The sequence below is a fragment of the Flavobacterium sp. genome (assembly GCF_035456085.1).
In the GTDB taxonomy this organism is placed as follows: domain Bacteria; phylum Bacteroidota; class Bacteroidia; order Flavobacteriales; family Flavobacteriaceae; genus Flavobacterium.
On the sequence record NZ_DATIDY010000218.1, the window covers coordinates 1 to 15,376 of the forward strand.

Genomic DNA, 15,376 nt, shown 5'->3' on the forward strand with positions numbered 1-15,376 from the left:
AGAATCTATTGATAAACACAGGCAAAACATACATCCCAAAACTTTTACCCAATGTAGATTCTTTTAAAACAGCTTAAAAGCTTCAATCTTCTGTTAAACACCATAACTTAATTAACAATCAATCTTAAATTACTTTGACAATAGAAGTACCAATGCTTCTGTTGAATCTTTTAAAGCAAAAACAAAAGCTTTTAGATCTCAATTTAGGGGAGTCAGAAAATAGATTTCTTCTTTTGTTTAGATTATCTAATCTTTATGCATAATCCCCAACTTTTTGCACCTGATCCTTGATTTTACTAGGACTTATAGCAAAAAAAAAGACCATCATCACTGATAGTCTTTTTATTAAGCTCCCCCTCTTGGGCTCGAACCAAGGACGGTTTAACGTTGAAATCCAATAGATTGAAATCGTGTTGTTTTTTTTGGTACCGAATTGTATACCTTTTAATGTTTTTTTAAGAAGTTAATTATCCTATATAATATCCAAGGTTAGATAATCGAAATGACATTGCCTGTTCGCTTACCTTAAATTTTTTTGCAAGCTTTGATATTATTTCTGAAGCGTCATTTTCTATTAATTTGTCAATTTCACTTATAATCAAGCTTTGAGGCATTAGTATTGCGGCTGCAAAAGCATTTGCTTCCCTTTCTTTTAATACTTCTCCAGTAGAAGAGGCGTTATTTCTATACATTATTTTCGGAGGTTTATCTACAAATAATGGTTGGCTTTTAGAGTGTAGAAAAAAATGTCCTAATTCATGGGCTACTGTAAATCTTCTTCGCTCTAAGCCTTCATTTACATTATATGATATAACTACTTTTCCATTATTTATAGCTAAAAAACCTGAAATATCATCATTGAATTGTTTAGGAACAACTTCAATATTTAATTTTTTTATCAATTTAAAAATATCAAATCCTGGTGTATGAAAGTTTTCATTTTTTAAAACTTCTTCCGCCTTTTCTTCAATGTGTTTATATAACATTTTATAAATCTTTAAATAAATCGTCAATTTCTTTTTGAGTGCTTTCATCCAAATCATAATGATCGAAAAGGCTTTTAAACGAGCTTTCGTTTTCAACTTTTAACTCATTTTCAATTTCGACATATGTTGGTAAAATTGAATGCACATCTACATCCAATTCATGGCATATTTTATAAATTACAGATAGAGGTGGTTTTTGTCTGCCCTTTTCAATATTAGAAATAGAAGCTCTTCCAATATCAACTTTTTCACCTAATTCATTTTGATTCATATTGAGTTCTTCCCTGCGTGATTTGATATTTGCACCAAGAATTTGGTACAAAATCGAATTGAAACTCTTCATAGCTCTCCTTATTTTGTGCGAATATATGTTTTTTTTAATCAAAACATGTATAAATATAGTAAAAAAAATAGACAAAACAATATGTTTGTATTATAAACAATGTTTGCAATACAAACATTTGTAAAAAAACAACTTTATAATTTGCATGTTTAAATATTTTGATTACATTTGTGTTATGAATAAATGTCTTAGTGCATTTTGAAAATAAAAAAAGCCAGGGATTAGCCTGACTTGTTGAGTAATTTTGAAGGTCAGCAGTAGCCTGCTTAGCTTCTAGATATTTTTGTATGTGAGACCACAAAAGTAACTCCTTCAAAATTATTACACAAGTTTTATATGTTAATTTAATGAAATATAGCTATTTAGTGGCTTTATTCTTTCTGCAATGTGTAATTAAAATTTTAAAATAAGCAATTTACAAACTTTATTAAAGAATTGATTTTCAATTGTTGTCGCTGAAATGATAAGCGTCACGGATTATTTATTTTAAAAATTTAAAACTCATATAAGATGGAAAATAACAACGGGGGCAAAGATGCCCAAAAGGAGAAGTCATTATTAGAATTAATTATCAATAGTAAAAAATTCGAATGGAAAGAGCAGTATATATCAGGCTCTGAAGTGAGAAAGTTAGGTAATATCCCTAAAGAAGATAAGATCTTTCTTGATATAGAGAGACCGTGGGAGGATGAGATTATTTCCGACGAAACAAAGGTAGATTTAGCTCGCCCCGGAATTGAGCAGTTCTTTTCTCATAAACACGAAGGGTCTAGATTAGTTGAAATTGACATTAACACTAAGCCTTACTCTATTTCAAGAGGTAAGCATACTGTTGTGGAAATCAAAAAACTTGGAGGAGTTCCACAAGCCCATGAACTTGAAGAATTAATTAATGGGAAACTAGTTCCATTAGCTGATGATTCTTCAATATTGATTAAGGGTTGCGAAAAGTTTTTTAGTCACGTAAGAGACGGATCTTCATCTTAATTTTTTACTCAATGGACTTTTCCGAAGATCAGATTTTAGAATTAAAAAGTATAGCCCCAGACTTGAGCATTGCTCAGGATGGGGGTTATACCTATATAAGAATTGACAACCTGCAGCTTCCTGATTACTGCAAACCAAATGTTGTCAATGCATTGCTGTGTCCATCTCAAAAGGATGGATATGAATCGACCCTATTTTATTCAGCCCAAATTACTGGAACCCCAAAGGCTGGTAATTGGAACAGAATTGGTGTTAGAATTCTTGGTGAATATTGGTACGCAATCTCATGGAGAGTAAACTCAGGTTTGAGATTGTCAGAAATGTTATTAATTCATTTAGGTGCTTTGAGATGAAAAATAAAAAACAAAATTTAAAGTTTCGAATTCCTGAAGAGCTACATAAAAAAATGCTTTCAGATTTAAAACGGCCTCATCCTTTTGCCTATGAGCGGGTGGGTTTTTTATTTGCAAAAACTGTTAAATTATCTTCTGATGTGACCTTGGTAATAGCAATTGATTATTTACCAGTAAACGATAATGATTATATTAATGATGAGGAGGTTGGTGCAAAAATTAACTCGAATGCTATAAGGGTTGCTATGCAAGGTGTATTTGAAAAAGACTGTGGTTGTTTTCATGTTCATCTTCATGACCATTCAGGAAGGCCTTCCCCAAGTTTTACGGATGCAAAAAGTTTGCCCGGAATTGTAAAAAGTTTGAATAATATTGCCCAAAACATACTAATGGATTTCTCATTTTGAGTAGGGATGCATTCTATTTAAGCATAAAATCTGATTCAATAAGTGTGGTTGGCTATCCTTTTTTATTACAATATCCAAATAAAGGGTCGGTTAAAGATTTAATATTTGATAGACAATCTTTTTTGGGTGCTAATTCACAATTTTTATTTGAGAATATAAAAGTGGGGATAATCGGCTACGGAGGTGGTGGCTCTCATATTGGGCAACAATTAGCCCATTTAGGAGTTAAAAACATAACCATTTTTGATTATGACAAAATGGAGGATACAAATCTAAATCGATTAGTTGGTGGTGTGTATACAGACATTAAAAAAGCAATGTTTAAAATTGATATTGCTAAAAGAGTAATTAAAAAAATATTTCCTAAAGCAGAATTGACACTTATAGCCAAAAAGTGGCAACAGGCTCCTGAAGAATTACAAACATGTGATATAATTTTTGGAAGTGTAGATTCATATACAGAGAGGCAACAATTAGAAGCTGAATTAAGACGTTTCTTAATACCTCTGATAGATATTGGAATGGATGTTCATCATTCTGGCGGATATTCTATGAGCGGGCAGATAATTTTATCTATGCCAGGTATGCCTTGTATGAGTTGTTATGGTTTTTTGACAGAAGAAAAGCTAGCAAAAGAAGCAGCTAAATATGGAAATGTGGGAGGCAGACCACAGGTTGTATGGCCAAATGGTGTTTTGGCTTCAACAGCAGTCGGTGTTTTCGTTGATTTAGTAACTGGTTGGACTGGAAACAGTGATGGTGTTTATCTATCTTATGATGGGAATAGTGGTAAAATTACGAACCATATCCGAAAAGAATTCGCTCCAGAAAAGTGTTGCCACTTTCCAATTGAAAATGTTGGAAAACCAAATTACACTAAAATATAAACTATGACAGACTTTAATAACAGAGTTGTTTGGATATATGATTGTAATTCAAAATATCCGCAAAGGATAAAAAAGGCAGTTCTTACGAGCTGCCTTAGTTTTTTTAGATGTATTCCCAAAGGAAGCCACCTGTTTGTTCTCTTTCTTTTCGACAACACCTAGTAATACAGGTTTTGGATATTCCTGTTTTCCTTGATGCTTCGGATGCTGATTCATAGCGAGCTATTAAACCACCATCTAAAGAAAGTTGATTAACTGTTTTTTTTCTCAGATCAAGGGTTGAACTTAAATCCGATGTACTTGAATAGCTCCAATGATAACCCCTACATGTTTTGTTGGTATGCAAGCAAGCATTACTAATGCTTCTTTTGTTTGCATTGACTGCATTACCTGCACTAACTAAGTCATCGTAAGAATTGATCAATTCGCCAGTTTCAATATTATATTGATAAACTGTTTTTTTAAAGCCTCCTCCTTTGTCTGAATTATAACCATTTTGAAAACTGTCGTACATATAAATGTATTCGGTTTCCTTTTCAGCTAGTTCATTTAATGATGCGGCTGAATCAAGTTGCTTCCAAATAAACGAATCAGAACCATATGTGCCAATTGCCTGATGAAAGAGGACATTAGACCCTTTACAAGATTTCTGTAAATGATCATTTTTCCTTTGATCTAACGATTTGGTAGTTGCACCAATATAGATTTCCCCGGTAAATGCATTTTCAGATTTGTAAACAATATAATTACTCATTTTTACCTCCTTCTCCGATAGACCTGTAATATACAGAGCTATAATGCCCTCTTTCATAGCATTTAATCTTTTGATTATTAGATAATTCAGAAAGATAAGTTTTAATTTGTCTTTCTTGTAAACCAACTAAAGGCTTCAAAACATCAACTGCTTGCTTAAGAGTATAAATTACGTTTGGATTAGAATTAAAAAAGTCTTTCATGACCTCTCTCTTATCCACTGCTCTTCTCCTGTCTAATCTTTGAAGAATTTCATCCTCATCCACCTCGCCAGAATAACTAGGACAAGCATTAGCACTGATTTCAAACTCTTTAACAAATTCGTCATCGTCATTGTCGTATCTAAAAAACACATTTTTAACGTATCTGTGATTTCGGTCAGTACGATTGATTCCAATAGCGAAATCCGATTCTTGAGCAAAAACAGAACTACCTTTTATGCCGTCCATAGTTATTGGATTACCATGAAGTTTCGGAGTGTGGTGGATAGCAAAGAGAGTAATATTTAATTCCTGAGAAAGAACCCTCAATCTGGACATTATTTCTTCAGCTGTTTTACTATCCTCAAGTTTGCCATGATTCATTCTAGTGATGCTGTCAATAAAAACAACCTCAGCACCAGATCCCTCAATGGTTTGATATAGGTTTTCCCAATTTTCCTTGCTTATAACAAATTTTGGGAAGTCAATTTCTTGGACATCATAGTTTTCATCCATAAGCAACTTTTCCTCTTCTGTGAGAGTCTCATATTGCAAAATGTTTCTACCTAATCTGCTTTCAAAACTTTCTTCTAATCCTATAAAAAGGACTTTTTTGGGATTTCCATCTAAAAAATGGTTAAAATAACTCTCCCTTCCGATTGCAATTGATATCGCTAAATATTCACAGAAAATAGTTTTTCCTGATTTAGGTGGACCAAAAACCAACCCGAAAGATTTCTCTTTTACACCACTCCACAGCATTTTTTTTGGAGGCATCTCTTTGTACATCTCCCTTGCAAGAGAAAATTTTATTGTACTCATATAACATATAAGAACAACCATGCCCAAATTGTTTTAAATTAATAAAAAGATAATAGGGCACGAACACTTAAAATCAAAATACATAATGTAAAAGAACTTACGTTCTTAACCTTGATTTTTTTTATAAGTATTTATTATCCATTCTAGTTGGTCATGGATAACACTTAATTTCTCAGGAAAGAACAGTTATAAAATTAATCATTATTTTAATAAACTGCATTGAAAGTTATGAACATCTATATGCAATCAATGCAGTTAGTGCAATTATATCAGCTAATTACGTTTTCAGTGGTTTTTGATAATGGAGACCGTCTCAAAAGTTTGGTTATACAAAATACAGCATACTCCAATACAGCAAAAGGCTATATAATAATATCAAAATGGTAGTAGTAATAGGCGTCGCCATTAATCACAAAGATGGTTTTAAGCTCAGGAGTTACTTTTACCTGTTCTACCCACACTATTTCCCCTTTATAATACTCCCCGATATCGTTTCTTGTCTGAACTCTGAAAGGACAAAATACTTTTTTGAGCAAATTGTTCCAAGTTACCACGTAAATTATATTCGGAGAGCAGTATTTTAGCTGTTCAGCCAGTTGATTTTTGTTCATTTTTTCAGTTTTATTTACCTTAAAACATTCTTTATTTAGGAGGTATTGTGGTAACAAAAAGCTATTTTATTATAATGGCAAAAACCAATTGGGTTGTTCATTTTGAAGGGAATTACCAATGAAATTGATGAACTCGTATACGTTTACATTGCGCTCAAGGTTGTTATCGATATAACTGGATTTGTTGCTCTCAGTGAATAGATTGTACAGGTTCCACAAAGAGATATTATGGTTTTTATCCCTTGAAAAATTAGGGCAAGTGTAATAATCCCTGACAACCGAATTAACCTGACCATCGTTGAGCAGGAAAGTACCATATCTTTTTTGTCCCTCTTTTTCCAAATGTTGGTACATCCGAAGTTTGCCTATCAAAAATGCAAATTGGTTTTCATTGAGTGTGTATCGACTCATTTTTTCCATCATCCCCAAATGTTTTATACGGTCGTAGTTGTTGAACAGATTAACCATATTGGTTTCAAGCTCATTTACTGATGAAATGCGGACTTCATTACTGAAACCATCCGTTGAAATGCAGAGATTGGTACACACTTTGTTTTGAAATCCAATAAATATTTTGAATTTTTCAACTGACTTTTTGCTGTAAAGATTCTCTTGATTGTAGCTTCTCACTCCTCCAACGGACAATGTAAGGGTATTTCCGTTTATTACTTCTTTGACTTGGTGCAATTCGATAAGGAATGCACAACGCTCGTAATATAAGGTTTTTTCGCTGTCTAGGAGGTCTTTTGCGGGCTTTCCAATAGCTGAGGGCGTTCTGCCTTTAATCATATGAGAAACCCTGATGTCGGGCTCTTTTGGGGTGAATTCAGGGAATAAATCCCTTACTACTTCATAGGCTTTGTTTATAAATTCAAAGTGGGAAATGGTGCTTTCATTGTCTTTCGAGAACACTGGTATGATACATTCCTTATTTAGATGGTTCAAACTAACTTTTTGTGTATTCGCTTCTATGAAGCCAGACGATTTATTGATTATTTCACTTTGCTCTACGACTTGATCGTTTATACTGCTACTAATTACTAATTCCATTTGTTACTGCTGTTTGAGGTTGAATAATTTGTTCTTTGGGTAATACTTGTGAAGAAATGGCATCAAGGGTTGCTTTACGTTCCATTACAACAGGATAAAGCTCTTTGCCTAAATGTGGATATTGGGCGTATATTGATTTTAATTCTTCATCGGTTGTACAGGATTTGATTTTATTTTTAATCTCATCTATCGAAATCCCGTCGTTACTCCAATCCATTAAGCGTTTCCCTGTTGCTGAATTTATTATGAACTCTGGTTTTCCTGCAAATAATCCTGTTCTGTCTTTGGATGCTGACACTAAATGCTTATCATTTAAAAATTCAAAATTTACCGTAAGTTCGTATTCGAATCCTTCTCTTGTAATCTCTTTCATTCCCAATTTGCTCACTTTGGTTTTACCATCGGAATCTTTATCAATGCTGTAATCCACTTTTCTTCTGCTTGTTGTTATTATGTGACATTTGGAAAGTATAATGGAATCAATAAAAGCGTTGTGTCTCGGCGTGACGCGAGCCCAATCTTGGAATCTTCCACCCAATTGTTCGTGAATCTCTAAGCAACCACCCTTGCTTTGCCATTCGTGGCTAATTGAATCAATGATTATTACGGACATTTCTGCTTCTTCACAAACTTGGATTGCTTTGATATAGCGTTCAGGCGTAAATGGTTCCTCCAAGGACAGTACATTGAAATCCCCTAGATGGGAATACAGACTGGCGCTGTTATTCTCTGTGTCAATTAATGCAATCTTGCGCCAATCATTGGTCATTCCATATGCTAGTAATAGTGCCGAATATGTTTTACCAAATCCTGAAGGGCCTGATAATCCGATTCGAAGTTTGACTTGATGTCTTTTTGCTGTTTGTAGCTTCATAATTTAGATGTTTTTAAGTTAAAAAATGCATTTGGGTAAAAAAAAGGGAACCTCATTGCTGAAGCTCCCTGATTATATGCTTTGGATGCGAATTAGCGGACTAATTCTGTTTTCATAACGTTATCTTCGATAACACTATCTTCCTCACTGATATAGTCATATCTGTGGTTCAGTTCAATTACCTCTCCTGTATCAGGAATGGTATATTCGTAGGGTTCTGTGTTGACCTTTTTAATACTACCGGGGAGTGTTTCTCCCACTAGTGAATTGCACATTTCTTCAGTGAAAGTACAGGAAACTGTTGCTTTTTTTGCAGTAAAATAGGTTCTACCTGTTTCTTGGCTCTTTACTGCCTCTAGACCTCCTTGCACTACTAGTGCGTAGAATTCCTCCCCATCTTTTCTTTGATAGGTTTTGTAATCGATAATTTTTACCATAGTTTTTTAAATTTTTAAGATTAAACAAAACGGCATATTCCACTACACCTGAATCAAGCGGTTGATATTATCACTTCTCAATGTCATTGCGTGGGTCTATGCCCAAAGCTAAAAAAGAGTGGGGGTTGATGCTGGGTTACAATGCCTGTACGGTCATGAAAAAAAAATTGAAAAAAATGCAATAAAAAAACCAACCGTTTTGGTCGCTCTTTGGTTGTCCAGTTCAGAAAATTAAAAGATGGTTTTCTTAGAATATCTGAAGACTAGTTTTGTAATAAAGGAATTGATGATTTAAAAAATGTTTGTCACATGATTTTGCTTCCCGTAGCTTCGCAATGTGGCGGATAAATGAAGCCTAAACTTCCTACTAAACATTGATTTCGTAGGAAGATAACCAGATGTATTTCAAATCAATTGCCCAATCCGTTGTAGCTGTTATGCATTCGCTTAATTACTAAAATTTACTTCATTTCCATTTCTTGAAAAGAATAAAATTGCGTTTTATATTCAAGAAAGTTTATTTCTGATACATTTGTATAATTTGAAAATTTATAATAAGCTAAAATGAATAAAAAACAAGTATTAATAAAAGTTATGGCATCTTTTCTATCAATAATAACTTGTAGTTGCTTATCCAATAAGCACGAAAATAATAAGGCAAACACAGATCAAAATGCATTAGTTGAAGATTCAATAAAAGTGAAAGATGATAGTCTGTCAATAGCTATTTTATCGACCGAAGGAAAATTGATAAAACAATTAAAATATAAGCACATCGAAAAAAATAGAGATAGGCGAAACAGAATGCCAACTTATTTAAATGACATTAAAGGATATCCAAGTGCTGATACAATCCAAGGGGACTTTAATGGCGATGGGAAAAAGGAAAAAGCTTGGTTTAAAAATACAGGTTTTAAAGCTTATGAAGATTGTATAAACAATGGAACTAAAAAATCGTGTGAAGGGATAATTCAGTTTTCTGATAAATCAATTAAAGAATTAAAAATTGACTATTGTCCATTGTATATATTTAAGAACGAAGGAGATCTAAATAGTGATGGAAAAGATGAAATAGGGGTTTTACCTGGATGGGTGTCTAGTGCTTGCAGAGAGTATTCTGTTTTTACTTTAAAAAATAAACGCTGGATATTAGCTTGTCTTCCAATTTCAAACTCACTAAACATGAGAGAAGCAGGTATTGTTTTAATTGAAAAAGATCCAACCCAAGAAGGTTGGGCTATTATTAGAGAATCGGTAGATTCTTATATTAATCGTGTTGAAAAAAATAAAATTGCTGAAAAGTATATTTTAGGGAGTTCGTGTAGTTGGAGTAATGTAGTAGAGCAAAGAATAAAGCTGAATTAAATCCAAATAACCCAAAAATGAGACAATCCCACAGCGGATTAACAATCTAAAAGTATTTTGAAAATATTTGAGTTTCCTGTTGATCGACAGTATCCCTAATACCATCTAAATAAAGAATATATCCTTATTATATATAAGTACAATAAATCTATCTTTATTTAGATGTTAATGCAGTCTTCTATCCTTAGTTCAGTCTTTCAATTTCATAAAAAATTACTCCTTAACGAGTAACTCTTGTTGCAGGGTTACCCCATAGGTTTACTCCTGCATAGCTCTCAAATGCTGAGACATCGAGATTTGCGCTTTTTGCAAGATAAGCTTTAGAATACCCTGCGTACTTACCCTCTATTTCTATGAGTAAGGTAAGTTCGTCACCTTTCTCATATTCCATCAAGTCCATGAGTTTCTCATAAATCATTGTTTTACCCTTCTGTACTGAGCCATCATTTGGCATTGTAATCTTTACATTCGCCAATCGATACCCTGTAGCTTTGTCGTTATTAAGGGTTTTAATGTTTTTGCTGACGGAAATTATTTCTGCTTGAGCGAGTAGTTTGAATCTTTGATCATTTGGGTCAAGGATAATATAATCAGGTTTTTCCTTTTTTGTGGGTAAGTGATTTTGGTTGATGGGGATTCGTTTATTATTTTTTGGTAATGATTCCTTGGGATAATATAATTGCTTAATTTGATGAAATTGTTTTACAAATTGTTTCGTCAGCGATAGGTCTCCGTAGGTAATGACAACATTCTCAAAATTATTTTCTGCTTTGTAGCTCCAATTGTAAGAACCAGTAATAACGGTTGTATCATCTATAACACAGAATTTATTATGCATTAATTCCGTGTCACCATTCCCGATTTTATAAACTCTTGAATTCTCTGTATTCAATTGTTCAAAATCTATATAGGAATTCAGATTGATGCTGTCATTAGATATAATAAGCGAAACTGAACAGCCATTTTTTGACTTGTTTACTAATGCATTAAATAGAGTTCTATTTGTAAACCAAGCTACTGCAATAAAGATAGACTTTTGAGCTTTAGCAATTTCTTGTTGAATACGTTCAGCTATGTTTTCAAATACTGCTTCAGTTTGCATCTCTTTTTGGTTGGCTTTATTTACAAATTTAACCTAATTTTCGACCTATAAGTCGAATTGCAAAAAGATTTTTGATTTAACAGTTTGTTTTCTTTGTTCAATGCAAAAGCATGTTGAACAGATGGAAGTTGAACTGGTCAATAGGATTTATAAAGAATTCCTAGTGAAATTCAATGGAAATAAATCTGAGTTTGCGAAAAAAGCACTTTGCTCAGAAACTACAGTAAGGCGAGTGTTTCGAAATAAACAAAGAATGACTGTTGATTTGTTTCTTAGGTTTTGTTTTGCTTTAGACAAAGAAGTAATTGAAATTTTTGAAGGGATAAATATTTTAAACGAAAAATGAGCCTAAAACAAATAGTAATAGACTCATTTGGATTATTTTAATTTAGCTCTAAGATTTGACATTGCTTGGCTCACTTTCTTCTGCACTACCTTACCATAACTTTCCTGCGTAATAAGTATATTGGAATGTCCAAGCAATTCTGAAACAATTTCCATCGGTACATCGTTGAAAAGGAGTACAGTTGATGCAAACGTTTTTCTAGCCATATGGTGTGTGATTTTTTTGTCGACTCCTATAATTTCAGCAATTTCCTTTAAATAGCTATTTATTTTTTGGTTACTAAATTTTGGCAGTAAGCCAACGTCATCTGAATATTTTTCCAGAATTGACTGGGCTTTAGGTAAGATAGGAACTGAAATCATTTTATCCGTTTTTTCTCTTTTCATTTGAATCCACTCCATAGCATCAAATCCAATTATGATATGCTCTTTTTTTAAATTTGACATTTCTGCATAGGCTAGTCCTGTATAGCAACAAAATACAAATAGATCACGAACTACTGTTAATCTGTTTTGGGCAAATGAGTGATACTCTAACAGTTTTAATTCCTCTGGACTTAGGAATACTATTTCTTTTTTGACTTTTTTGGTTTTGTGCATTAGAAATGGGTCTCTGTCAATGATTCCTCCTGCGATTGCTGACTTGAAAGGTGTTCTAAATCTTTGAATTGTTTTGTTAATGGTAATCTGTTGGTGTTTTTTTTCTGTTTTTAGATAGTATTCAAAATCTTCCAAAAATTTCAGGTTTAGTTTTTCAACAGGATAATCCTTGGATTTAAATTTCCATTTTACAAAGCTTTCTAATTGGTTTGAAACATAACTGAATTTTTGATACGTACTCCCTTTAATTTCAATGCCAACCAATTTTTTTTGTTTTTGCAGGAATTGATTGTAAAAAGAAACGATATGGTATTTTTGCTTAGGTTCAATACCAAGATATTTTTTGTAAATATCTTCTAACGTGTATATTTCTCTTTGAAGCTGAAAGACTAATGTAATATTTTTTAGCTTGTCACTTATCGTGCTGATTTGAGTATTAATGAATGTTTCATCAGGGTCGTTTTTACTTAAAAGCTGAAGTTTATTATTCCAATTTTTAGGATTTATGAAAAGTCCAGTGGTAAACTGTTTTCTTTCATTTTCAAAGGTTAATCTGCAACTAAGAGGGCAGTAACCTTTTTTGTTTGTTTTAGATGTCATTGTGACAAATAAAATTTTGATTTGATTTTGATGCATGTCAATTGGTTTTGGTTGAACAATTGGCATATCAATTCGGTGAGAATGGGTACCTTTTTTTTATGGGTACCTTTTTGTCATTTCAAATGGGTACCTTTTTTTGACTATAAAATCATGTTTTTTGGTGCCTAAAACGAATTCAATAATTTTAAAACATCAGTAATATAAAGGGATTTCAAGAATAAAATGGGTACCTTTTAAATTTAAAACGGGTACCTTTTTTTAAAGTCAGTGGGAACCTTTTTTTGTTCTGATTATTCTAAAATCAATTTCTATTGAATTGTAATTTTAAATAAATAAAACCTGTAAACCCCTTTAGTTTGTTGGGTAAAACAAAAAATCCAGTCTAATAAATTAAACTGGATTTCTAAATCTTGCTCCCCCTCTTGGGCTCGAACCAAGGACCCTCTGATTAACAGTCAGATGCTCTAACCAACTGAGCTAAGGAGGAATCACCTTAAAGGTTTAATATGTTTGCTAAAAAAAGTTTGCTCCCCCTCTTGGGCTCGAACCAAGGACCCTCTGATTAACAGTCAGATGCTCTAACCAACTGAGCTAAGGAGGAAGTTGTTGCTCTTTTTAGCGAGTGCAAATATAGGACTAAATTTAAATGTAGCAAACAAAAAAAGAAAAAATATTATTCTTTTTTATCTACCAACAATCGCCTTATAAATATCATTCCCATTAGCAAAAAGCAAAAGGCTGATAAGCAATACAAAACCAACCATTTGAGCATTCTCCAAAAATTTGTCACTTGGTTTTTTTCCACTCACAATTTCAAACAATAAAAACATTACGTGACCTCCATCAAGTGCCGGAATTGGCAATAAGTTCATCACCCCAAGCATTATTGATAAAATAGCTGTAATGCTCCAAAAAAGTTCCCAACTCCATGAACTAGGGAAAATGTTATAAATAGCCGCAAAACCTCCTACTTGTTTATAAGCTTTGGTTTCTGGATTGAAAATCATTTTTAACTGTTTTCCATAACCAACCAATTGGTCTTTCCCTTTTTCAATTCCGAAAGGAATGGATTCTAAGAAACTGTATTTTTGATGCGTAATTTTGTAATAACCCAATTTCTCTAAAGAATCAAGACCTAAACCACCCAACTGAACACCAAGTTTACCTTCAGCATTTACTTTTAGATTTACAGTAGTTTGTTTTTGATCTCTCAAAACAACTGCAGGAATCGTTTTGTTTTTGTTTTGTTCCAAAATTACTTTGGCCTCATCAAGATATTTAGTAGGTTGTCCATTTAAAGAAACCAAAATATCTTTCGTTTTCAAATTCTTATTCAACGATTCATCAGGAATGTTTCCAATAACAAAAGGAATTCGAATAGTAGCCAAAGGTTCTTTTTCAACTTTAGACAATTGATCAACAAAATCATTCGGCATTTTAATGGTTTGTTCAACGCCGTTTCTTTCGATAGTAACCTCTTTTGCTACAATAATTTTACCATTAATTTCCTTGTCGAAACGTATAATTTTTTGTCCATCAACTGCAACAATTTTATCTCCAGATTTGAAACCTGCATTGATCATTGCTTGATTTTCGATCAAAAGACCATCTTTCATATCAGCATTAGCAATATAGGAATCTCCATAAACAAAGGCCATACCAATATATATAATGAATGCAAGTATAAAGTTTACCGTTACACCGCCTAGCATAATAATCAAACGTTGCCAAGCTGGTTTAGAACGAAATTCCCATGGTTGAGAAGGCAAAGCCATTTGTTCCTTGTCCATACTTTCGTCAATCATCCCGGAGATTTTTACATAACCACCAAGAGGCAACCATCCAATACCGTACACAGTTTCGCCGATTTGTTTTTTAAATAATGAATATTTAACATCAAAAAATAAGTAAAATTTTTCGACTCTCGTTTTGAATAATTTAGCAGGAATAAAATGCCCTAATTCATGAAGTATAATAAGTAATGATAAGCTCAATAAAAATTGAGAAAGCTTGATAACTATTTCCATTTGTAATTTTCGGTTCTTTAATGACGGACAAAAGTACTATTTTCTATTTTATTATTTACGCAATATTAAGAGGTATCGTTTTAAAACTTTGTTAATTAATTTGTTTAAAGCTTTTTAAAATACTAAATCAAATTCAATATCACCAAAAATGGGTATTGCGTATCTTGCTTTATTTCAGTTAGTTTGCTTTATTAAGAATCTTTTCAATGGTTTCGTTAAAAATTGTCATTTTTTTTTAAATATAAAATTTTAAAGATATGAATTTTGCTAAACATATAGAACGAATTAAAAAAGCACACCAATTGATCTATTCAGAAAAAACGGGAAAACCTGAAGCTTTTGCAGTTAAATTGCGAATAAGCCGTAGCCAGTTGTATAATGAATTGGATTTTTTTAAAAGTTTGAAAGCAGTAATAAAATATTCTAAAAAAACGGAAAGTTTTTATTATGCCGAACCGTTCGATTTAGAAATAAGCTATACCCTTAAAATTATAACTGATAAAGAAGAGCAACAAATTTTTGGAGGAATGCACTTCCGTCCAATTTTATTAGACGGAAGTGCATTTAATTTGTTTCAACAGAAAAGTTCTCGAGAAAACCTATTTGTTGGATGAATTATTAATTAAA

At 32.6% G+C, this 15,376-nt stretch carries 18 protein-coding genes and 2 tRNA genes; 7 read left to right on the top strand and 13 right to left on the bottom strand.

Annotated elements, in window-relative coordinates:
• Positions 1–121: 121 nt before the first annotated feature.
• Complete coding sequence (locus VLC96_RS16615; RefSeq protein WP_325264747.1) at positions 122–223, top strand: hypothetical protein; 102 nt, start codon at positions 122–124, stop codon at positions 221–223.
• A 244-nt stretch (positions 224–467) separates the two neighbouring features.
• On the opposite strand, the gene VLC96_RS16620 is transcribed toward VLC96_RS16615, so the two are convergent.
• Both VLC96_RS16620 and VLC96_RS16625 read right to left on the bottom strand, forming a co-directional pair.
• Complete coding sequence (locus VLC96_RS16620; RefSeq protein ID WP_325264715.1) at positions 468–1,034, bottom strand: ImmA/IrrE family metallo-endopeptidase; 567 nt, start codon at positions 1,032–1,034, stop codon at positions 468–470.
• Complete coding sequence (locus VLC96_RS16625) at positions 988–1,329, bottom strand: helix-turn-helix domain-containing protein (protein WP_325264717.1); 342 nt, start codon at positions 1,327–1,329, stop codon at positions 988–990. Before VLC96_RS16625 ends, VLC96_RS16620 begins: the two co-directional genes overlap by 47 nt.
• A gap of 510 nt (positions 1,330–1,839) precedes the next feature.
• On the opposite strand from VLC96_RS16625, the gene VLC96_RS16630 reads away from it, so the two are divergent.
• Genes VLC96_RS16630 through VLC96_RS16645 form a run of 4 tightly spaced genes read left to right on the top strand, consistent with a single transcriptional unit; the run spans position 1,840 to position 3,963 of the window.
• Positions 1,840–2,316 carry a multiubiquitin domain-containing protein gene (locus VLC96_RS16630; protein WP_325264718.1) on the top strand — a complete coding sequence of 159 codons (477 nt, stop codon included), beginning with the start codon at positions 1,840–1,842 and terminating at the stop codon, positions 2,314–2,316.
• An 11-nt stretch (positions 2,317–2,327) separates the two neighbouring features.
• Positions 2,328–2,669 (top strand): hypothetical protein, encoded by a 342-nt coding sequence (locus tag VLC96_RS16635; protein ID WP_325264720.1) that lies wholly within the window; start codon positions 2,328–2,330, stop codon positions 2,667–2,669.
• On the top strand, positions 2,666–3,076 hold the full coding sequence (locus VLC96_RS16640) for a hypothetical protein (RefSeq protein ID WP_325264722.1): 411 nt from the start codon (positions 2,666–2,668) through the stop codon (positions 3,074–3,076). Before VLC96_RS16635 ends, VLC96_RS16640 begins: the two co-directional genes overlap by 4 nt.
• Positions 3,073–3,963, top strand: coding sequence for a HesA/MoeB/ThiF family protein (locus VLC96_RS16645; protein WP_325264724.1), 891 nt, complete (start codon positions 3,073–3,075; stop codon positions 3,961–3,963). Before VLC96_RS16640 ends, VLC96_RS16645 begins: the two co-directional genes overlap by 4 nt.
• 103 nt (positions 3,964–4,066) lie before the next feature.
• On the opposite strand, the gene VLC96_RS16650 is transcribed toward VLC96_RS16645, so the two are convergent.
• The 6 genes from VLC96_RS16650 to VLC96_RS16675 all read right to left on the bottom strand — a co-directional run bounded on the left by VLC96_RS16650 (position 4,067) and on the right by VLC96_RS16675 (position 8,710).
• The gene (locus VLC96_RS16650) at positions 4,067–4,717 is read right to left on the bottom strand and encodes an NUMOD1 domain-containing DNA-binding protein (protein WP_325264726.1); all 651 of its coding nucleotides are present in this window, start codon (positions 4,715–4,717) and stop codon (positions 4,067–4,069) included.
• Positions 4,710–5,759, bottom strand: a complete 1,050-nt coding sequence (locus VLC96_RS16655) for an AAA family ATPase (protein WP_325264727.1) — start codon at positions 5,757–5,759, stop codon at positions 4,710–4,712. The genes VLC96_RS16650 and VLC96_RS16655 overlap by 8 nt, the downstream gene beginning before the upstream one ends.
• A 341-nt stretch (positions 5,760–6,100) precedes the next feature.
• Positions 6,101–6,349, bottom strand: a complete 249-nt coding sequence (locus VLC96_RS16660; RefSeq protein ID WP_325264728.1) for a hypothetical protein — start codon at positions 6,347–6,349, stop codon at positions 6,101–6,103.
• A 69-nt stretch (positions 6,350–6,418) separates the two neighbouring features.
• Positions 6,419–7,399 carry a DUF3871 family protein gene (locus VLC96_RS16665; protein ID WP_325264730.1) on the bottom strand — a complete coding sequence of 327 codons (981 nt, stop codon included), beginning with the start codon at positions 7,397–7,399 and terminating at the stop codon, positions 6,419–6,421.
• Positions 7,383–8,273 carry an AAA family ATPase gene (locus tag VLC96_RS16670; protein WP_325264732.1) on the bottom strand — a complete coding sequence of 297 codons (891 nt, stop codon included), beginning with the start codon at positions 8,271–8,273 and terminating at the stop codon, positions 7,383–7,385. Before VLC96_RS16670 ends, VLC96_RS16665 begins: the two co-directional genes overlap by 17 nt.
• Before the next feature lie 92 nt (positions 8,274–8,365).
• Entirely contained in the window at positions 8,366–8,710 is a 345-nt protein-coding gene (locus tag VLC96_RS16675; protein ID WP_325264734.1) for a hypothetical protein, read from the bottom strand.
• 564 nt (positions 8,711–9,274) lie between these two features.
• Here VLC96_RS16675 and VLC96_RS16680 point away from each other — a divergent pair.
• A complete protein-coding gene (locus tag VLC96_RS16680) occupies positions 9,275–10,075 on the top strand; it encodes a hypothetical protein (protein ID WP_325264736.1) in 801 nt (266 codons plus the stop codon).
• Positions 10,076–10,295: 220 nt separating this feature from the next.
• Here the strand turns inward: VLC96_RS16680 and VLC96_RS16685 are convergent, their stop codons facing one another.
• The 5 genes from VLC96_RS16685 to rseP form a co-directional block, all read right to left on the bottom strand.
• Positions 10,296–11,177 (bottom strand): phospholipase D-like domain-containing protein, encoded by an 882-nt coding sequence (locus VLC96_RS16685; protein ID WP_325264738.1) that lies wholly within the window; start codon positions 11,175–11,177, stop codon positions 10,296–10,298.
• A gap of 378 nt (positions 11,178–11,555) precedes the next feature.
• A complete protein-coding gene (locus VLC96_RS16690; RefSeq protein ID WP_325264740.1) occupies positions 11,556–12,722 on the bottom strand; it encodes a site-specific integrase in 1,167 nt (388 codons plus the stop codon).
• A gap of 413 nt (positions 12,723–13,135) precedes the next feature.
• A tRNA-Asn gene (locus VLC96_RS16695) sits at positions 13,136–13,209 on the bottom strand.
• Positions 13,210–13,249: 40 nt separating this feature from the next.
• Positions 13,250–13,323, bottom strand: a tRNA-Asn gene (locus VLC96_RS16700).
• An 82-nt stretch (positions 13,324–13,405) separates the two neighbouring features.
• A complete protein-coding gene (gene rseP / locus VLC96_RS16705) occupies positions 13,406–14,749 on the bottom strand; it encodes an RIP metalloprotease RseP (protein WP_325264742.1) in 1,344 nt (447 codons plus the stop codon).
• A gap of 257 nt (positions 14,750–15,006) precedes the next feature.
• On the opposite strand from rseP, the gene VLC96_RS16710 reads away from it, so the two are divergent.
• Positions 15,007–15,363 (top strand): hypothetical protein, encoded by a 357-nt coding sequence (locus VLC96_RS16710; protein ID WP_325264745.1) that lies wholly within the window; start codon positions 15,007–15,009, stop codon positions 15,361–15,363.
• The last annotated feature ends 13 nt before the right edge of the window (positions 15,364–15,376 follow it).